The 18,589-nt window shown below is 72.4% G+C and carries 16 protein-coding genes and 1 pseudogene; 7 read left to right on the forward strand and 10 right to left on the reverse strand.

Features of this window, described 5'->3' with window-relative positions; all coding sequences use genetic code 11:
- Nucleotides 1–64: 64 nt before the first annotated feature.
- The 4 genes from B073_RS0118155 (at nucleotide 65) to B073_RS46465 (ending at nucleotide 5,007) form a co-directional block, all read left to right on the forward strand.
- Complete coding sequence (locus B073_RS0118155) at nucleotides 65–1,015, forward strand: hypothetical protein (RefSeq protein ID WP_018539505.1); 951 nt, start codon at nucleotides 65–67, stop codon at nucleotides 1,013–1,015.
- A 281-nt stretch (nucleotides 1,016–1,296) separates the two neighbouring features.
- Nucleotides 1,297–1,740 (forward strand): hypothetical protein, encoded by a 444-nt coding sequence (locus tag B073_RS0118160; RefSeq protein ID WP_018539506.1) that lies wholly within the window; start codon nucleotides 1,297–1,299, stop codon nucleotides 1,738–1,740.
- A 115-nt stretch (nucleotides 1,741–1,855) separates the two neighbouring features.
- Nucleotides 1,856–2,191: a hypothetical protein gene (locus tag B073_RS46460; RefSeq protein ID WP_158690151.1), complete on the forward strand. Its 336-nt coding sequence runs from the start codon at nucleotides 1,856–1,858 to the stop codon at nucleotides 2,189–2,191.
- A 206-nt stretch (nucleotides 2,192–2,397) separates the two neighbouring features.
- A complete protein-coding gene (locus B073_RS46465) occupies nucleotides 2,398–5,007 on the forward strand; it encodes a hypothetical protein (protein ID WP_026247500.1) in 2,610 nt (869 codons plus the stop codon).
- A 57-nt stretch (nucleotides 5,008–5,064) separates the two neighbouring features.
- Here B073_RS46465 and B073_RS0118170 read toward each other — a convergent pair whose 3' ends face one another.
- Nucleotides 5,065–7,068: a S8 family serine peptidase gene (locus tag B073_RS0118170; protein WP_199788165.1), complete on the reverse strand. Its 2,004-nt coding sequence runs from the start codon at nucleotides 7,066–7,068 to the stop codon at nucleotides 5,065–5,067.
- A 238-nt stretch (nucleotides 7,069–7,306) separates the two neighbouring features.
- On the opposite strand from B073_RS0118170, the gene B073_RS0118175 reads away from it, so the two are divergent.
- Both B073_RS0118175 and B073_RS45235 read left to right on the forward strand, forming a co-directional pair.
- Nucleotides 7,307–7,687: a VOC family protein gene (locus tag B073_RS0118175; protein ID WP_026247502.1), complete on the forward strand. Its 381-nt coding sequence runs from the start codon at nucleotides 7,307–7,309 to the stop codon at nucleotides 7,685–7,687.
- A gap of 279 nt (nucleotides 7,688–7,966) precedes the next feature.
- Entirely contained in the window at nucleotides 7,967–8,056 is a 90-nt protein-coding gene (locus tag B073_RS45235) for a hypothetical protein (RefSeq protein WP_018539510.1), read from the forward strand.
- A gap of 76 nt (nucleotides 8,057–8,132) precedes the next feature.
- On the opposite strand, the gene B073_RS0118185 is transcribed toward B073_RS45235, so the two are convergent.
- The 5 genes from B073_RS0118185 to B073_RS47965 form a co-directional block, all read right to left on the reverse strand.
- Nucleotides 8,133–9,701 (reverse strand): Na+/H+ antiporter, encoded by a 1,569-nt coding sequence (locus tag B073_RS0118185; protein ID WP_018539511.1) that lies wholly within the window; start codon nucleotides 9,699–9,701, stop codon nucleotides 8,133–8,135.
- A gap of 180 nt (nucleotides 9,702–9,881) precedes the next feature.
- Entirely contained in the window at nucleotides 9,882–10,295 is a 414-nt protein-coding gene (locus B073_RS0118190) for a DUF3592 domain-containing protein (RefSeq protein ID WP_018539512.1), read from the reverse strand.
- A gap of 72 nt (nucleotides 10,296–10,367) precedes the next feature.
- Entirely contained in the window at nucleotides 10,368–12,908 is a 2,541-nt protein-coding gene (locus B073_RS0118195; protein WP_018539513.1) for a sensor histidine kinase, read from the reverse strand.
- 199 nt (nucleotides 12,909–13,107) lie between these two features.
- On the reverse strand, nucleotides 13,108–13,338 hold the full coding sequence (locus B073_RS0118200) for a hypothetical protein (RefSeq protein ID WP_018539514.1): 231 nt from the start codon (nucleotides 13,336–13,338) through the stop codon (nucleotides 13,108–13,110).
- Complete coding sequence (locus B073_RS47965; protein WP_018539515.1) at nucleotides 13,335–14,132, reverse strand: hypothetical protein; 798 nt, start codon at nucleotides 14,130–14,132, stop codon at nucleotides 13,335–13,337. Before B073_RS47965 ends, B073_RS0118200 begins: the two co-directional genes overlap by 4 nt.
- 209 nt (nucleotides 14,133–14,341) lie before the next feature.
- Here B073_RS47965 and B073_RS0118210 point away from each other — a divergent pair, with 209 nt between their 5' ends.
- Nucleotides 14,342–15,088, forward strand: coding sequence for a DUF4118 domain-containing protein (locus tag B073_RS0118210; protein ID WP_018539516.1), 747 nt, complete (start codon nucleotides 14,342–14,344; stop codon nucleotides 15,086–15,088).
- Between the two features lie 202 nt (nucleotides 15,089–15,290).
- Here the strand turns inward: B073_RS0118210 and B073_RS47970 are convergent.
- From B073_RS47970 to B073_RS0118235, 4 genes and pseudogenes are all read right to left on the reverse strand, one after another.
- Nucleotides 15,291–15,485 (reverse strand): annotated as a pseudogene (locus tag B073_RS47970) (potassium-transporting ATPase subunit KdpA); the annotation flags it as partial.
- A gap of 18 nt (nucleotides 15,486–15,503) precedes the next feature.
- Nucleotides 15,504–15,593 carry a K(+)-transporting ATPase subunit F gene (gene kdpF / locus B073_RS43295; protein WP_018539518.1) on the reverse strand — a complete coding sequence of 30 codons (90 nt, stop codon included), beginning with the start codon at nucleotides 15,591–15,593 and terminating at the stop codon, nucleotides 15,504–15,506.
- A 307-nt stretch (nucleotides 15,594–15,900) separates the two neighbouring features.
- Nucleotides 15,901–17,196 carry an MFS transporter gene (locus B073_RS0118230; protein ID WP_018539519.1) on the reverse strand — a complete coding sequence of 432 codons (1,296 nt, stop codon included), beginning with the start codon at nucleotides 17,194–17,196 and terminating at the stop codon, nucleotides 15,901–15,903.
- Nucleotides 17,193–18,353 carry a PLP-dependent cysteine synthase family protein gene (locus tag B073_RS0118235; protein ID WP_018539520.1) on the reverse strand — a complete coding sequence of 387 codons (1,161 nt, stop codon included), beginning with the start codon at nucleotides 18,351–18,353 and terminating at the stop codon, nucleotides 17,193–17,195. Before B073_RS0118235 ends, B073_RS0118230 begins: the two co-directional genes overlap by 4 nt.
- Nucleotides 18,354–18,589: the final 236 nt, after the last annotated feature.

The following is an 18,589-nucleotide window of genomic DNA, read 5'->3' on the forward strand; positions in this document are numbered from 1 at the left end:
GACCGTCGCCCGTACGATGCCGGAACTCCGTCCATTCGCACCTCATCCGGAAGGCCACCGCGGAATGCCCGTCTTCAGACGCCGCAAAGGCAGCCGTCCCCGCATGCTCCCCGAACTCGACGACGCCGCCCTGGGACAGGTCAGGCGACGCGTCGAGACCTGCTGGGACCGCGGTTCGCTCGACACGCCTGTCATGGCCCTGATGGCGGACGTGCTCAGCGACGTCGGCGACGACTGGGATCGCAAAGCGCACCGTCTGCGCGTCCTGGCCGCGGCCGCGGGACGGGCCCTGCCCGGCATCTGGCGCGAGCACAACCCGCACAACCAGGACGCCCTGCTGCTGCATGCCTGGTCGGACCTGCTGCAGGCCCGCCAGGAAGGCTCCGCCGTCGACCTGGACGCCGCCCGGCAGACCTGCCACCGCGCGGCCGAACTCCTGCCCGCCGACCCCACGCCTTGGACCCTGCATCTGGCCATCCTCCGCCTGGAGCGCCGCCCGTCCGCCGAACTGGCCGCGATCTGGCGCGAGATCAAGGCCCGCGACCCGTGGAACCGGGAGGCCCACCTCCAGGCACTGGGCTACCTCTCGCCGGACGAGTGCGGCTCCAGCAGCCAGGTCCTCGACCTGCTCGACAGCGTCCGCTCCGCGATGCCCACCAACGCTCCCGCGGCCGGCCTGGAACTCACCGCCCTGGTCCGCAACCACCAGCGGACCATGGGCCCCGGAGGGGTCACGGCGCTTGGCGCGGGCGAGTTCTGGCGCCGGCACGACGCCGTGACGGTGCTCGACCACGCGGCGCACTACTGGCCGAGCCAGGGCTTCCTCCATCATGCGCAGGCACTCGCCGACCTGAACCTGCTGGCGTATGCGCTGATGAAGGCGGCGCGCCCCGGCGAGGCCGCGAACGTGCTGCGCGCCACCGGCGGTGTGGGGACGCCCTGGCCGTGGAACGCGGAGGGCGAGCCGCTGGAGCGGTTCTCCCACTACTACGCCCGCGCCCGGGAAAGCGAGTGACGAAGGCCGGTGGGGTGCGTCAACGTGGCAGTCGCCCGGCGGCGTTGAGGTAGCGCGGCCGGCGCGGCCGGCGCGGCCGGCGCAGGTTTCGCCGGTGAGCGGCGTCCGCCTCGATGACGCCGTATGCCGTCGCTCGCCACTGAGGCGCACGCCGCCACGGTGGGGTCACGCATACGACACATAGCCGGAACGAGTGGAATAACCGACTCTTTCCCGTGTCTCCCGAATGTCCCGATCTCTCCCAGGGGAATTTCTTCTCGGAAGAGCGTTGGGAGATCCGCATGCGTCACACCGTCGACACCGGCCGCTCCGCGGCGTCCGGCGGTCGCCGCATGCTGTTTTTCCTGGGGCTGCTCGCCCTGCTGTTCGCTGCGCTCACCACCGGCTACGCCGACGCGGCGGACGTCCGGGCCGGCCGGTGCCCCACCCGCGTCGACGCTCCGTCCGTCACCAGTGCCGCGGACCGGATCTGCGACACCACGAGTCATGTGCTGACATCGACGGAGGGCATCGCTCACCACCATCCGGGCAACGGCTTCCGGCGGTTGTGCCATGCCACCGCCTGCCATCTGCGTCACCACGTGCCGTCCGGGCCGAACGGCAAGGCCCTGCGGGAATCCCATGTCGAAGAGCCCCTGGCCGCACCGGGACGCGCCGCTTTCTGGGCCGCCCTCCCGTCTGCCGCCACCGGCCTGCCCGCGCGGGTGACCGTTCTGCGCTGCTGAGCGCGCCCGGCCGCGTACCACCATTCCCCGCGCGCCCCCGCACCACAGGGCCGAAGGGGAGGTCGCGGCCTGCCGCAGCAGCGTCCACGACATCCCGCACCGCAGGAGTTCCGGCATGCCCGCCGACGTCTTCGCCGCCCTCGCCGCCCTCGTACGCGCCGAGGCCCACCGCACCGCACCCCGACCCGAGCCACGCCCACCGGCCGCCACCGCACCGACCGACCCGTGCACGTCACAGGACGCGTCCACACCACAGGATCCGTCCACACCACAGGATTCGCCCGTCTCCGTCTCCGTGCCCGCGCAGCCCGCATCACCACCGGCCGGACCGGACGACCCGGCCGTCGCCCCCGCGCTCCCGGCTCCGGTCGGCGGTGCGGAGGCGCCGCAGCAGTTCCGTGTCGGGCGGTCGGGCGGTAGGTGGTGGGGGCGCCGCCGTGGGGGAAGGTGAGCGCCTCCGTGGCTGACGGCTGGACATTTCGACTGCCCGGGAGGGAACTGCCGTTACCAGGGCGAGGGTTGGGCGCCGACGGGCGTTGTCAGTGCGCTGTGTCACGATCGTAGACGTCGGGTCGGTGCGTACGGACCGCTGCGCAGCAGGCCCGCGCGCAGACACCGCATTCCCGCCCGTCCACACCGCCGTGAAGGGACCCGACCGTGAGCGACAGCTCCCGCTCCGCGCTTCGTCTCGCGTTGCGCCTCGCCGATCCGGCCACCGCCGACGCGCTTGCCGAGCGCATGCGGCCGCAGCTGTTGGCCCTGCTCTCCGACCGGTTGGGCCTCCCTCGGGAGTTGGTGGGCGAACTCCTCGGTGGGGAGGATGCCGGACGGCTGCGGGCGCTCCTGGAGGAGGACCCGGTCGAATGGCTCGCCACGGCGGCTGGGACGGGAGATCCGGTCCTCGGCCCGGCGCTGTGGCGTGCGGAATACCGCGACGACGACGGGAGCAAGAACCGCGCGGTGGAGGAGGCGCCGGGGCTGCTGGCGATCCTGCTGGAGGCCGCCGACTTCATGGATGATCGCTGGTACGCCGAAGACGGCCTGCTCAACATGGTCTACGAAGCCGAGGGGGCCATGATGGTCCCCGCCCTGACCAGTGGGGCCGCAGGGCTCTCCATGGATCTCCTCGCCGCTTTCAACCCGTACCTCCCGCCGCCGGCCGTCGTCGACGCCTGTCTGAGCCTGTTCGCCCTCTGGGGCACCACCGCGGCCCTTGAGGAATTCCTGCGCATGCACGAGGACGTACCGCTGCTCAGCCACTGGCATCCGTGGCTGCCGGACATGCTGCGCGCCGCCCTCGCGGTCCCCGACCCGGAGACGTACCTCCGGGGGCACCGGGCCACGGAGGAGTGGACCGACCCGGAGCACCTGTACGCCTTGGCGAGGGTGCGCTGCGGATGCCCTGGCCTCACAGCCAGGCCCGACGGCCTGGACTGGGCGCTGATCCGGCGGGAGCACGAGCGCCTGTCCTTCCACCGGGACAACCTCCCTGCGGACGACACCGGCCGGGCGGTCACCCCGCTGCTCCTGCTCACCCAGTGGGAGGGGTGTCCCGCCCATCTGCTGTGGGAGAGCTTCCGGGCCGATCCGGTCGAGACCGCCAAGTACGCCGCGGAGCTCCCGTTCGAGGCGTTCACGGTGTTGTGGACCGACCGCGAGGAGCGCAACGGGGTGTTGTACCACGCCCTGGAGCGCGGCATCCTCGCTGGGCGGCTGCCCGTGAAGCGGGTGCTGGCCGAGGTGGGTCCGGCCGAGGCGGTCCTGGCGCATCTCCCGCTCGACCACGGCCCGACCAGGAAGGCACTCACGGATCTGCTGGACGCGCTCGGCCCGGACCCCGTCAACTGGCTGACGTTCTATGCCCGGCTGAGCACGGCCTTCGGAAGCGTCACTGAACTCGTCGCGGACGTCACCGCGATGGACGCCGCTGCAAGGGACGTCACGGCGACGGAAGCCACCGTGACGAACGTGACCGCCACGGACGCCAACGCGACCGATGCCCGCATGCAGCGTCACAAGAGTTGGCCACGGCCGGCCCCGGCGCAGTTCCCGGCCGAGCAACCCGACGGTGCCCGGTCGGCCTACCTCAAGGCACTGGCGTGCGCCTCCGAGGAGGCCCAACTCGCCGTCGTGCCCCACTTCGACGAGCGGGCCGTGCAGCACCTCCTCGTCTTCGGCAACCCGTCCCCGGCGGTCCGCGAGACGGTGGTGGCCGCCCACGGCCCCTCCGCCCAGGTGGCGATGGCCGGCAGCCGCGCTCTCTCCGAGGAGAAGGTGCGCTCTCTCCTGGATCTCGACGAGCCGGCGGTGGACGCCATGTTGTTCCGGTTCGGCCCCCTCGACCGGACCGAACACGAGCGGCTGCTGGCCGGCCGCCTGCGGGCCGGCGGCAGTCGGGAAACGGTCTCCGGGGAACTGCTCGCGGCCCTGGACGACCCCGACGCCGTCTACGACCGCGCCCAGTTGGCGGCCGGTCTGGGGTCAGGGGATCTCGGGGTGGCCCACAGGGTCCTGGCGCGGCTGCGGCCGCTCCATCTGCCGGCCTCGCGGCTGCGGCTGCTGGTCGCCGTCTGGGAGCGCGGCGGGCCCGACGCGGTCCGCGAGATCCTGGCGACGGACCACCTCCCGACCGCCCTCCGGGACCGCACGGAGCGGCAGTTGGCGTCGCCACACGGCCTGGCGGAGCTGCGCTCCCAGCTCGCCGAGGCGGAGTCGCCGGCGGCGCTGCTGGCGTATCTCACCGAGCCGGCCGGCCGGCCCCGGGAGCGTTTGCAGCAGCTCCGCGGTGAGGGGGTCATGCCACCCTGGCAGGCGCTCGGCGCGGCGCGCGACGCCGGGACGCTCCCCGACGAACTGCTCGACGCCCTGGTGGAGCTTCCCGACTGCCCCCGGGCGCTGTTGCTGGCCGCGTTGGAGAAGACGCCGGTGTGCGGAGCGGACTGGATACGTGCCGCGCTCGTCGGCGGCCGGCTCACCCACACCGACGTCCTCATGCATGCGGCTCCCGCCCGCGCCGCCCTGCACACCCTCCAGCAGTACCCCGACGAGCGGCCCGGCGCCGCGCCCCACGAAGACGCGTCCCACGGCGACGAGCGTCACGACGCCGGCCCGCAGCCGGTGTGCGTCCAGGCAGAGCTGCTCACCCGAGAGCATCTGGGGACAGACATCGATGCCTGGGGCCGCTGCCTCCAACTGCTGCCGACTTTCGTGGGGACTCTCCCCGAACTCCTGGCGACGGCCAACGCCCCTATGCCCCAGGGGATATGACCGCCCGGTGGCCGCACGGGCGGCGCAGCGGGCGGTCCGGCCCCGTGGGCGGCCGCCTCAGACGAGGCGCCAGGCGACGGCGTACGGCTGGGCGAACTGTGTGATGCGATGCGCGCGGACGACGACCTCGGCATCCCCGCTCGGGATGCCGGGCCAGCGGACCTGCTCGATGTTGTTGATCCGGTCGAAGCCGGAGTCCGTGCCCATGTTCCCGTGGCGTTCCTGTCCGCCCGCGCGGACGATCAGGTCGAGGTCGTTCTGCAGGGCGGGGCCGGGCGGATCCGTCCAGACCAGCGTGATCTTCAGCTCGTGGCCGTCGTCTTGCGGGACGGTGAGGGCGAAGGTGCGCTCCTCGTCCTGGTCCAGCGCGTCCCCCTCGGTGAAGCCAGCATGGTCACCGGCGTCGGGCAGCACGACGGCCTGTGCCAGATTGACCAGCCCGAAGCCGGAGTTGTTGTTCGGGGAAGGGCCGGCCTCGGAGGGGTTGTACTGGCCCGGCAGGTCGTCCGCCCCGTTGATCAACAGAGCCTTCATCAGTGCCGCGCTCGGATCGGGGGTGCCGTTCTTCACCAGGGCTTCCCGCAGTACCGCCACGCAGCCCGCGACCAGCGGCGTGGCCATGCTCGTACCGCTGTCGAAGAAGAACGCCGGATCGTCGGAGACTCCGAACACCGTGCTGAACTTGGCCGCACGCGAGTGGGTCGACAGGATCGACGTGCCGGGGGCGACGACGTCGGGTGCGAAGCGGCCCTCCTGCGTGGGCCCCCGGCTGCTGAACGCCGCCATCCCGGCCGGGTTGTCCGCCTGCCGGTCGTCGTGGATCGGGTTGACCGGGAAGGAGAACGAGCTCAACTGGCCGTAGGTCAGCGCGATGTCCGGGCGCCGGCTTTCACTGGCGCCGACGGTGATGCAGTTCTTGGCGGCGGCCGGTCCGCTGACGGAGGCGGGGCTGATCCGGCCGGTCCGGCCCAGATCGCGTCCGGCGTTGCCCGCGGCGAAGCAGATGACGAGGTTCTTGTGGTCCCAGACCATCTGGTCGATCTCGGCCGACTGCTGGTTGTAGGGCAGCCCCGGCTGGGTCGGCCCCCATGAGTTGGTGTGGACCCGTGCCTCGTCCTCGGTGTACGGCGGCCCGAACAGGTCCTGCAGATCGGTCGGGATGCCGCCCAGTCCGCCGTTGTCGTCCAGAAGGGACTGCAGCACGAGCGTCGCCTCGGGCGCGGTGCCGTCGATGGCGCCGCCCATCGACGCGGACTGGCCGCTGCCGAGGACCGAACCGGCCACATGCGTGCCGTGGCCTTCCGGATCGTCGGTCTGGTCCGGGTCGGTGCGGCCGAGGGCGACCAGGCGCTTGACCCGGCCGTGGAACGCCGGGTGCACGTCCTGGGTGGAACCCTTGTCGAGGCCGGTGTCGGCGATGGCCACCACCTGTCCCGCGCCCCGGAACGGCGCGCCGTTGTGGGAGACCCGGGCGTGCAGCAGTGTCCCCGCGACGGAGTTGTAGAGCACCATGGTCGGGACTTCCTCGACGTGCCGGATGTCGTCCAGGGAGGTCAGCGCGGCGAGGTTCTCCTCCGGCACCGTCATCCGCACCTTCCGGTGTCCGGCTTGGACGTCGCCGATGCCGACTCCGCCGGCCTGTGCGATCCGCTCCCGCACCTCGGCGGAGTCGGCATCGACGTCCTGGTGGAGGACGACATCGACGGTACGGGTGCGGGGCTCCGCCATCTCCAGCGGTTCGGCGAGCACCGCGACGCCCGGCCGCAGTCGGCCCGAGCGCAGCGACGGGGCGAGCTTGAAGCCCTTGAGATAGACATCCGCCCAGGCCACGAACGGCAGGGCGCGAACGGCCGCCAGATCGGACGGCCGGTATCCGCATAGGTAGGTACTGTCCGGTACGTACTCGTGGATGACCACGCCGAGTGCCGTCAGCTGGTTCTTCTCCTCCGCGGACGGCACGTGCGTGGTCTGCACAAGCAGATAGTTTGATGCCGAAGCATCCTCCGAGACCAACTCTTCACTGGCCAGCTCTGCGGACTGGACCAGGGGGTCGATCGTCACGCCATTGATAGTGATGCGAGCCACGTCAAGCTCCAATTTTGTGCATGTACAAGTGGCTCCCTCTTCTCACTATAGAAGCGATAGGGATGGCCGGCTCGGGGGACGAACCCCCACTGGATTCCCGCTTGTCCGTGCCCGATTCAACTTCTTGTCCGGCCCCTTGTGACGGGGAAATCCACTGGCTGTGACGGGAAATCCCACTGGACAATCGCCGCGGGTCTGCCGGATAGTGCGCCGCATGGCTTCTCGCGTGCGGCACCTCACCTTCGACTGCTCCGACGCCTACCGCCTGGGACAGTTCTGGGCCGCCGTCCTGGACGGCTCGCTCGCCGACGACGACGCCCCCGGCGACCCCGAGGCCCTGGTCACCGCCCCGGGCTCGGCGCTGCTCTTCCTCGCGGTGCCGGAGGACAAGGCCGTGAAGAACCGGCTGCATGTGGACCTGCAACCCCAGGACCGGTCCCGGGACGAGGAGGTGGCCCGCGTCCTCGCCCTGGGGGCCACGCTGGTGGCCGATCACCGCAGGCTCGACGGCACGGGCTGGGTGACCCTGGCCGACCCCGAGGGCAACGAGTTCTGCGTCGAACGCAGCGCCGCCGAGCGGGTGCAGCATCTCTGATCCGATATCCCTGATCTGATCCGTGCACGGTCCGGTCGTCCTGCCCCAACACCGCTTCCCCGGGCCGACGTTGTGCGACCCGCGGCGCTTCGGTCGCCCACGGCCGGCCGATGCTGGAGAAGGGCATCCACCACTGTCCGCCCGAGGCGCGGGTCCGCGCCGCGCCGGGCCGTTCGGATTCCGTTAGGGAACCGGCCCCGGTGCGCACACGCTGCCGGGCCGGGCGCCACCGTGGAGCGGCGGGCCCCGATCGACGGGGTGCAGAAGGGGAGGTCCGTGGTGAGCGCGGAGCACATCGTGGGGGTGCTGGTGGCGGTGGCACTGGTGGGGCTGCTGGTGGCCGGCGTCAAGTTCCCGGACCGGTTCTGAGTTTGCGGCAGGCCGTCGGGGTGTGGCGGCCGGATCGTGGTTGGGGCGCGGGCCGCGGTGACCACCGGGCGGGTGGTCAGTCCTCGCCCAGTCCGGCCTCTTCGAGGTCGAGGCCGCGCTGCAGCCGGCGCCGGGTGGTGTCGCTGATGTGGTGTTCCGCGTACAGCCGTTGGAGCTGGGTGGATTCGGCGGCTATCACGGTGCGGCGCAGTTCCCGGTAGGTGGCGGCCGAGGCCCAGGTGGACGGCGTGGTGTCGTCGTCCTGGTCGGCGTCGGCCTGGTCCAGGCGGGCCAGCAGACCGCGGCGCAGCTGGTCGAGCAGCGCGGTGGGTGCGGCCTCGGCCCCCTCCAACTCGTCCAGGCAGGCCAGGCCCGCCTTGGCGAGTCCGGCGCGGGCGCGGGCCTCTTCGCGGGCGGTGTGCTCCGGCTCCAGCGCGATCCCGGACCAGCGGACGACCGGCGCGAGGGTGAAGCCCTGTAGGACGAGGGTGAAGACGACCACACCGGTGGTCAGCACCAGGACCAGCGGGCGGTGCGGCAGCGGGCTGCCGTCGCCGGCGGCCAGCGGGATGGACAGCGCGGCGGCCAGCGGCATCACCCCGCGGGTGCCGGCCCAGGAGACCACCGCCGGGATGCGCCAGGTGACCGTGCCGTTGCCGCGGCGGCGTTGCATGACGGCGGAGAGCGGTAGCACCCCCAGCATCCGCACGGCGATCACGGTGCCGGCCACCGCGAGGACGCCCAGTGGCCAGGCGTGGTCGTAGGAGTTCAACTGGTGGACGAGTGCCGGGAGTTCCAGCCCTATCAGGGCGAAGACGACGCTCTCCAGCAGGAACACCACCGTGCCGTAGACGGCGTGCACCTGGAGCCGGATGGTGGCGTTGGTGAGCCGGTGTCCGGTGCTGCCCAGCACCACCCCCGCGACCACCACCGCGGTGACGCCGGAGGCGTGCAGATCCTCGGCCAGGACGTACGAGGCGTACGGGGTGACGAGGGCGATCACCGTTTCCAGGATCGGGTCCTCGGTACGCCGCCGGATCAGCGCCACCAGGGCCGCGACGGCGCCGCCGACCAGCGCCCCACCGCCGCCCAGGACCAGGAACTGGCCGCCGGCCGACGGCAGGGTGACCGCATGGGCGGCGATCGCGGTGCCCACCGCCACCTTGAAGAGCACCAGGCTGGTGGCGTCGTTGAACAGGCTCTCGGACTGGACCAGGACCTGTATCCGCGGCGGCAGCGCGATCTTGCGGCCGAGTGCCGTCACGGCGACCGGATCGGTGCTGGCCAGCACGGCGCCCAGCACGAACGCCATGGTGGGGGAGAGCGGGGTGACCGCGGCCGCCACGGCCCCGACGGCGGCCGCGGTGGCCAGCACCAGACCGAAGGCGAGCACCGTCACCGGCTGCCACACCACGCGCAGTTCGCGCCAGGGGATCTCCTCGGCGGAGGCGTACAGCAGCGGCGGCAGCACCACCACGCTGATCACTTCGGGCGCCACCTGGACGTCCCGGAGCCAGGGCAACAGCCCGACGAGCAGCCCGCCGACGACCAGCAGGGAGGGGGCGGGAATGCGCCAGTGGCGGGCGCCGGTGGCCACCAACGTGGCGAACACGACGAGGAGGAGAATGGCAGTAAGGTCGGTCACGCGCTCGTCTCTCGATGGCTCCGGCTGTTGTTGAACCGCCGCCGACCAGACTTCCCGGCACTCCGGCTCAAAACTTACCGCGTCTTACCGACTCTTAGCGCGTTGCTGCCACAGTTTCCACGCCCCGCGGTGCCCGAAGGCGGGGGCGCGGCCGTTGCGTGGCCCTCGCCCAAGGCGCGGCTACGCAACCGTCATCAGGAGCAGCGACAGCAGCAGGACGATCGCGCCGCCGACGACGAAGGCCCGTTCCAGGCCCAGGTGTTCCCGGCCCTGGACGACGACGGTCCGCGGATCGGCCGGGTCGTAGCGCAGGAGCACGCGGTCGCCGTCGGCGAGTGGACGCCGGCGGGTCGGCGCCACGGGGCAGACGATCTCCAGCACGCGCTCGTCGTCGGTCACGAACTGGAGCAGCGGACGAGGCCGGCCCGCCCCGTCGGAGGCCCGGCCCGGGGGCTGCTTGACCAGGGCCGCCACGCACACTCCGGTCCGCTGCACCCGTCGCACCTGCCGGAGCCCGAACACCCCGGCCAGCATGCCGAGCAGCCCGCCGAACGCGGCGATCCCCGCCAGCACGGCCACCGCGCCCGTATCCATCGACGCTCCTTCCTCCGGACGTGCTGCTTCGGATGCGCTGCTCGGGATGCGCTGTGCCCGGTCTCGCGTGGATCAGCCGAGTCCCACGGCTTCCACCGCCGCGTCCGGTGCCGCCGTGGCGGGCAGGGAGAGGACCATGGTCAGCCCGCCGCCCGGGGTGTCCTCGGGGTCGAGGGTGCCGCCCATTGCCTCGGCCAGGCCCCGGGAGAGCGCGAGGCCCAGTCCCAGGCCGCTGGTGTTGTCGCGGTCGCCCAGCCGCTGGAACGGCACGAAGATCCGCTCCCGGTCCTCCGGCGGCAGTCCGGGGCCCTCGTCGACGACCCGCAGTTCGACGCGTCGGCCCAGGGAACTGGCGGTGATCAGCACCCGCTGCCCCGCGTCGGAGTGGCGCACCGCGTTGGTGACGAGGTTGGCGACGACCCGTTCCAGGAGCGGTGGGTCGGCGAGGACGTCGCTGACCTCCGCCAGGCCCTGGGACTCGATCCGTACCGGGGACGCGGCCAGGGTGGACAGGGCCATCGGCAGGACGTCGGCGAAGGCGGTGGGCTGGAGGTTCAGGGCGAGCGCGCCGGCGCGGAGCCGGCTCATGTCCAGGAGGTTGTCGACCAGGCGGTTGAGCTGGATGAGCGAGTCCTCTGCGGTGGCCAGCAGTTCCTCGCGTTCGGCCGGGGTGAAGTTCACGTCCGCGCTGCGCAGGGAGCTGATCGCGGCGCGTCCGCCGGCCAGGGGCGTCCGCAGGTCGTGGCTGACCGCGGCCAGCAGCGCGGTGCGCAGCCGGTCCGCCGCCTTGACGGGTTCGACCTCGGCGGCGGCCTCCGTCAGCCGGGCGTGGTCGAGGGCGGCGGCCAGGTGGGCGGCGAATGCGGTCAGCACCCGGTGTTCGGAGGCGGGCAGCCGGCGGCCGCGGAGGACCAGGACGCGGTCCGGTCCGGCCGGCACCTTCACCAGGCCGTCGCTCTCTTCATCGGCGTCGGAGTCGAGGTCGGTACGCGGGACGAGTTCGGCGGACGTCATGCCGAACGTCTCGCGGGTCCGCTCCAGCAGCACCGACACCCCCTGCTCGCCACGCAGGATGGTGCCGGCCATGGACGACAGCGTCTCGGCCTCCGCGGTGGCGCTGGCGGCCCGCCGGGACAGCCGCAGGGAGCGGTCCACCAGGGCCGCGACGGTCACCGCGACCAGTGCGAAGACGGCGAGCGCCAGCGCGTTGTTGGGCTCGGTGATGGTGAACTCGCCGCTGGGCGGGATGAAATAGTAGTTGAGCAGCAGCGAGGCGGTGAGCGAGGCGAGCAGTGCGGAGACCACGCCGCCGAGGCAGGCCACGCCGACGACGGTCACGAGGAAGAGCAGGGCCTCGCTCGTCAGGTTGAGGGCGCCCCGGGTATGGGTGAGGACGGTGGTCAGGAGGAAGGGGAGGACGAGGCCGGCCATCGGGCCCGCGACGCGCCGGGAGTGCGGCAGCTGCCGGCCGGGCATCGCCAACCGGCGCCCGCGGCCCGCCCGTTCGTGGGTGACCATGTGGACGTCGATGTCGCCGGACAGCTCGACGGTGTCCTCGCCGATGCCGCGCGGCGCCACCAGACGGGACAGCCAGCTGCGGCGGCTGGTGCCCAGGACGAGCTGGGTGGCGTTCTCGGCGCGGGCGAAGTCCAGCAGCGCGGCGGGCACATGGTCGCCGACAACGGAGTGGTAGCTGCCGCCCAGCTTCTCCACCAGGGCGCGCTGCTTGGCGAGCGCGGCGGGGGAGGCGTAGGCGAGACCGTCGCTGCGGGCGACGTGGACGGCCAGCAGGTCGCCACCGGAAGAGCGGCCCGCGATCCGCTCCGCGCGGCGGATCAGCGTCTCGCCCTCCGGGCCGCCGGTGAGGGCCACCACCACGCGTTCGCGGGTCTCCCAGACGGTGCCGATGCCGTGCTCGGACCGGTACCTCTGGAGGGCCTCGTCCACCCGGCCTGCGACCCACAGCAGTGCCAGCTCCCGAAGGGCCGTCAGATTCCCGATGCGGAAGTAGTGCGCGAGCGCGGCGTCGACCTTCTCGGGCCGGTAGATGTTGCCGTGCGCCATGCGTCGGCGCAGCGCCTCGGCGGGCATGTCCACCAGCTCGATCTGGTCGGCGCGGCGGACCACCTCGTCCGGTACGGTCTCCCGCTGCGGGACCCCGGTGATCTTCTCCACCACGTCGTTGAGCGACTCCAGGTGCTGGACGTTGACGGTGGTGACCACGTCGATGCCGGCGGCCAGCAGCTCGTCGATGTCCTGCCAGCGCTTGGCGTTGCGGCCGCCGGGCACATTGGTGTGCGGCAGTTCGTCGACGAGGGCGACCGCGGGGCGGCGGGCGAGGACGGCGTCCAGGTCCAGCTCGGTGAAGGTCGTGCCGCGGTAGGAGCGGTGCAGCCGCGGGACGACCTCCAGCCCCGCGAGCTGTTCCTCGGTGTGCCGCCGGCCGTGGCACTCGGCATACGCCACGACCACGTCCGTGCCGCGCCGCAGCCGCCGGCGCCCCTCGTCCAGCATCCGGTACGTCTTGCCGACGCCGGGCGCCGCGCCGAGGAACACCTTGAGCTTCCCCGGGCGTGCGTCCGGTGCCTCGGCCGCGACCCCTTTCGGCGCCACCGACAGCCCCTCCCTCGCCATTGCGGTACGACCCCACGGCGCCTGGTTCGGCGAGGGGACCTCGGGCGGCCGAGCGGACATGGGTTGCGTGCCATGGTCACACCGCCTCGGCCGTCGCGCGGCGGAACGCGGCGATGTTGACGTTTTCCTGATCCGGGCAGCTCAGAGCGCCCGCCGACCGTGGAAATCTGACGTGGCGTCAGTGCGGACCGCGGCGGCGTACGTCGAGCAGCAGCGCGCCGGCGAATCCGGTCATCAGCAGCACTCCCAGCAGCGCGGCCAGCGCCCCACCGGACACGGCACCGGCCAGCAGCACGGCCAGGCCGATCAGCAGCGCCGCCACCACGGAGGCGGCGATCTTCCAGTCGTCGCCGATGAGGAACGCGTACCAGAAGCGGGCGAAGGCCCTGGCGAGGGCGGGGATGTTCACGGGGCCCTCCGGACGCGTGCGGCGGGGTGCGGACGGGTGCGGGCGGCGACCGCGGGCGCGGCCCGGACCAGCAGGCGGCTGACGGCGAACCAGGCCGCGATCAGCACCGGGATCGCCCAGTCGCCGCCGTACCACGCGATGCTCTGCCCGCCGGGTGCGAAGACGCCGAGGCCGGCCACCGCCCAGTACGTGCCGAAGCCGGTCAGCAGCAGTCCGACGCCGTACTTGAGGGTGTGCTCGGGGACGCGGGAGAGGGGGCGGTGGGCGAGGAACCCGGCGACCGCCACACAGATCGCCGCGGCGGCCGCGGTGGCGGCGGCCACCGGGAGGTCGTGGGCACTGGTCCCGAAGGTGATCACGATGAAGACGATCTCCACGCCCTCCAGGAAGACGCCCTTGAGCGTGACGGTGAACGCGAACCAGTCCAGGCCGAGGCGGGTGGTCCCGTCCGCGCGGCGGGCCGCGGAGGTCTGCGCGGCGAAGGCCGCGTCCTCGTCGCGCCGCGACCGTAGACCGGCGCCGCGCAGCACCGCCTTGCGCAGCCACTGCAGGCCGAAGACCAGCAGCAGGGTGCCGACGGTCAACTGGAGGGCGGCCCTGGGCAGCCAGGTGGCCAGCGCGTAGCCCGCCGCGGCGGTGAAGGCCGCCAGGGCCGTGGCGGCCGCCACGGTGCCGGCCCAGGCGGACCGCCAGCCCCGGGTCACGCCCATCGCCATGACGATGGTCAGCGCCTCCACCGCCTCCACCACCGAGGCGAGGAAGACCGCCGCCACCAGTCCGTATGTCGCGCCCATCCAGGCGCCTCCTCCCACAGGACGGTGCCAGCCCAGGATGCCGGACACCGGCCGTCCGCCCCAGTGGTCCGGCCACCCCGCGTGGCGCGTCTCCGGCCTCCATGGACCGAACACCCGGGCTCCGCCGTCGTCAAGGCTCCGTCAAAGCAGGAGCGCAATGCTCCGAAAACGGGTACTGCCGATTACACCGGAGTTGGAGGTGAGCTTCCATGCTGCGCTACCTCACCCGCGACCAGGTCGCGCTCGTCGCCGCGCTCGTGCTGCCGCCGGCGGTCTGCGCGCTGCTGCTGCCCTTCCGTGGCGGGATGTCCAACACCCACGCGGCGCTGGTGCTCGTCGTCGTGGTGGTGGCCGTCGCCGTGCTGGGGCACCGCCTGGCCGGGGCGCTGGCGGCGCTCTCCGCCGCGGTGTGGTTCGACTTCTTCCTCACCCGGCCCTACGAGCGGTTCGCCATCGTCAAGTCCGCCGACCTCGCCACCGCCGTGCTGCTGCTCGTCGTCGGCGTCGCGGTCTCCCAGCTCGCCGCCCGCACCCGGGAACTGAAGGTCATCGCCATCACCGACGACGACTACCTGGCGCAGATCCACCACACCGCCCGCCTCGTCGAGAGCGCAGCCGGTCCGGACGCGGTGGTCGGCCATGTGCGGCGGCAGTTGGTAGGGCTGCTGGGGCTGACCTCGTGCCGCTTCGAGTACGGCACGCTCATCGGCCGTCCGCCCCGGCTGCTGGAGGACGGCTCGCTGTCCTGGGGGCGCCGCCACTGGGACGCCGACCGGGACGGACTGCCGGGCGAGGAGATCGAACTGCGGGTCAGCCGGGGTGGGCGCTTCCACGGCCGCTTCATGCTGCGTGCCGCGCCGGGCGCCGCGCCGCCGCTTGCCGCCCGGCTGGTCGCGGTGACCCTGGCCAACCAGGTCGGTGCGGCCTTCGAGTCCGTCAGCCCGGTGCGCGCCTGAGCCCGCGGCCGCCGGGATGGACCGCGTCGGCCGACGTCAGCGCGTACCGCACCGCCGAGAATCTGCGCGGGCCGGGACCGAGCATCGTCGCGCGTTCGCCGGGAGGAACACCGTCGTCAGTCATCGCCCCGGCCGGACTGCTGCTGCGGTACGGCTCGTTGGCGGTCACCAGGGCGACCGAGGCGGCCCAGAGGACCGCCATGACGGCGAAGTTCCCCACCTGGCAGGTGCGTTTGCGGGTGAAGCCGCGGATCAGCGCGGCGGCCACGGCGATGCCCACCGTCACGGAGACGAAGTTGTGCACCGTCGGTCCCGCCCTCTGGACCAGGCGCCCCCTCGTCGACTCGCCCGAGTACGCCTGCCAGTTGGTGTTGGTGACGAACGACGCCGCGGCGTCGCCCATGGGGGTCCTCGCCTAGAACTTCTCCGGAAAGATCAGGCAGAGGACGAGGTAGATCACCAGGCCGGCGGCGACGATCAGGCCGATGATGTTCTCCGCGCTCACCGGCGTCCCACCCCCTTGGCGGCCAGGCTGATCAGGGCGAACACCACGGCCGTCAGGCCGACATAGGCAACGTCCGACATGCGTGTGGCACCTCGCAGATCATCAGGGGCGGGAGCCCCGTCCCGCCCGGTCATCTGGGCAAATGCGAGTTTCTACGATTTAATGACGCTATATCAGATTTGACGTGGCGGTCGCGTGCCGCGCCGGTGACGGCCGGGCGCGGAGCCGGGCAGGGTGCCCGCACGGCCGAACGGGGCGGGTGGATGGTGCCACCCGCCCCTCGCGGCCTCAGGCCCGCGGCCGCCGGTCAGGCCGTCGCGGGCTGCACCGCCGTGCCGGGCGCCGCCATCCGGCCGGTGCGGTGCAGGCCGTACAGCGCCGCGCCGCAGGCCAGTCCCAGCGCCGTCAGGACGAGCCAGGGGAGGGCCGACAGCCCGGCCGCGCGAGCGGTGTCGAGCGCCGCTCCGGTCAGCAGATTCCCCACCGTGATGCCGACCCCGCACAGGGTGTTGTAGAGCCCGTAGTGCGTGGCGACGAGCCGGTCACCGGAGAGCCGGACGATGGTGTCCATCTCGAACGGATAGGTGACCATCGTGCCCAGCGCCAGCAGCAGCGCGGTCAGCACCGGCGGCCCGACCGCCAGCGCCCACCGCCCCGGCCCCCCGCCCGGCACCGGCACCGCGCTCGCCACCACCAGCGGTACGAACGCGGCACCCAGCACCGTCAGCCCCCAGGCCAGTGCCTGGCCCGGGGCGAGACGGGCCGCGCACCAGGCGGTGACCCGCGTCTGGCCGAAGAGCGTGCCCAGTCCGGACGCCGCGAACAGCAACGCGACCGCCACCGTCCCGAACCCCCCGTCCCCGCCCAGCCGTCGGACCTCCAGCGGCAAGGCCAGATACACCTGGAACGACAGCACATAGGACCCGATCATGGCGCCGGAGAACAGCAGGAACGGACGGTTGGCCAGTACACCGCGCCACTGGCGCAGCACGCCCTCGCGCTCCTCGGGCGAACGCCCGGCCGCCTCGCCCCGGCGCGCCGGCAGTGCCCGGATCTGCACCGCGCTCAACACCGCGAAGACGCCCGCCGAGACCAGGCAGGTCACCGTGAAGTCCACTCCGGTGAGCACCATGCCGACCAGTGGGCCGAGCAGGATGCCGGCCTGGTAGAAGACGTTGAACAGGGCGAACGCCTCGACCCTGCGCTCACCCGCGTCGGCGGCCAGGTAGGCCCGCACGGCCGGGTTGAACAGCGCACCGGCCAGACCGGTCGCCGCGGACGCCGCGAGCAGCGCCGGCACCGAGTCCACCAGTCCGAGCGCGGCGAACCCCACGGTGCGCAGCAGGCAGCCGGCGACGATCAGCGGCTTGTACCCCAGCCGGTCGGCGAGGGTGCCGCCGAGCAGGAACATCCCCTGCTGACTGAAGTTGCGGACGCCTAGCACCAGTCCGACCGTCCACCCGGCCAGGCCCAGTGCCCCCGACAGATGCTGTGCCAGATAGGGCATCAGCATGTAGAAGCCGAGGTTGATGGTGAACTGGTTGAGCAGGAGCAACTGCACGCTGCGCTCGTACGAGCGTGCCTGGCGCAGCACCGTCTTCATCGGACCGCACCGCCTTCCGCGGCTCCCGACGCGGCACCCGCGCCGGCCGTGCCCACCACGCCGGGCAGGTCGGCCGTGGCCACCGTGCCGGCCCGGCGCGACAACGGATCCACGACGTTCGTGCAGCGCGTCCAGCGGGTGACCTCCTTCTCGTCCGGCCGCCCGATCGCCTCCGGCCCGGCCGCGGGCGGGGCGTCCGACAGGCCGTGTGCCGCGCAGTACTCGTCGTCGTAGACGGTGTGGAGATACCGCTGGGGCCCGTCGGGGAAGACCGCGACGATACGGGTGCCGGGGGCGCTGGTGCGGGCCAGCCACCCCGCCGCCAGTGCGACCGCTCCCACGCTCCACCCGCCGGTGGCGTAGTGCGAGGCGGCCAGTCGCCGGCAGGTCCACACGGCCTCGGCCGGTGCCACCCAGTGGACCTCGTCGAAGCGCTCGTAGGCGACGTTGCGGGGGAAGATGCTCGACCCCAGGCCGCGCATCAGCCGTGGGCGGGCCGGCTGCCCGAAGATGGTCGAACCCACGGTGTCGACACCGACCACCTTCAGCGCCGGGTAGAGACTGCGCAGCACCCCGGACAGGCCGGCGGAGTGCCCGCCCGTGCCGACGCTGCACACCAGCACGTCGATATGGCCGAGCCCGGCGGCGAGTTCCAGGGCGAGCGGGGTGTAGGCGGCGACGTTGTCGGGGTTGTGGTACTGGTCGGGGCACCAGGCACCGGGGTGTTCGGCGAGCAGGGCGCGGACCCGGTCGCGGCGGGCCTGCTGCCAGCCGCCCGCCGGATGCGGCTCGGTGACGAGGTCCACCCGGGCCCCGTGTGCCGCCAACAGCCGTGCCATCGACGGCTCCAGGCCCGGATCGGTGACCACGGTGACGGGATGGCCGTGCACCAGGCCCGCCAGGGCGAGCCCCAGGCCCAGCGTGCCGCTGGTCGACTCGATGATCCGGCCACCGGGCCGCAGATCGCCGCGTGCCTTGGCCCGTTCCACCATGTACAGGGCCGGCCGGTCTTTGATGCCGCCGGGGTTGAAACCCTCCAACTTGGCCCAGAAACCGGTGCCGGACGGGCAGAGCGGCTCGGAGACGTACAGCAGCGGGGTGTTGCCGACCAGCCCGGGCAGGGACGGGAGGGCGAGGGGCGGGTTGGTACTGAGCATTGAGGTCATGGCGTCTTCTCGTTCGTTCGTTCGTCGGAGTGCGTCATGGTGTTCGGCGTTGCGACACGTTCGCCGGGGTGCGACCCGTTCGCGGACGGTGTGCGACATGTGCCCAATTCACAGGCCAGAGCGGCTGGTTGGGTGAACGTCGTCTGATATCCCGCAGGTCAGGTCGCTGGATGCGCCACCGGTAGGCGAGGGGAAGGGGGCGGACATGCCTGGCCGCGCCATGCCGC

The organism is Streptomyces sp. MspMP-M5, assembly GCF_000373585.1.
Lineage (GTDB): Bacteria > Actinomycetota > Actinomycetes > Streptomycetales > Streptomycetaceae > Streptomyces.

Bases quoted from the DNA above. Each gene is read 5' to 3' on its own strand.
- B073_RS0118155 (WP_018539505.1), top strand. From the start codon at position 65: ATGCCCGTCTTCAGACGCCGCAAAGGCAGCCGTCCCCGCATGCTCCCC.
- B073_RS0118160 (WP_018539506.1), top strand. From the start codon at position 1,297: ATGCGTCACACCGTCGACACCGGCCGCTCCGCGGCGTCCGGCGGTCGC.
- B073_RS46460 (WP_158690151.1), top strand. From the start codon at position 1,856: ATGCCCGCCGACGTCTTCGCCGCCCTCGCCGCCCTCGTACGCGCCGAG.
- B073_RS0118175 (WP_026247502.1), top strand. From the start codon at position 7,307: ATGGCTTCTCGCGTGCGGCACCTCACCTTCGACTGCTCCGACGCCTAC.
- B073_RS0118190 (WP_018539512.1), bottom strand. From the start codon at position 10,295: ATGGATACGGGCGCGGTGGCCGTGCTGGCGGGGATCGCCGCGTTCGGC.
- B073_RS47965 (WP_018539515.1), bottom strand. From the start codon at position 14,132: ATGGGCGCGACATACGGACTGGTGGCGGCGGTCTTCCTCGCCTCGGTG.
- B073_RS0118210 (WP_018539516.1), top strand. From the start codon at position 14,342: ATGCTGCGCTACCTCACCCGCGACCAGGTCGCGCTCGTCGCCGCGCTC.
- B073_RS0118230 (WP_018539519.1), bottom strand. From the start codon at position 17,196: ATGAAGACGGTGCTGCGCCAGGCACGCTCGTACGAGCGCAGCGTGCAG.
- B073_RS0118235 (WP_018539520.1), bottom strand. From the start codon at position 18,353: ATGCTCAGTACCAACCCGCCCCTCGCCCTCCCGTCCCTGCCCGGGCTG.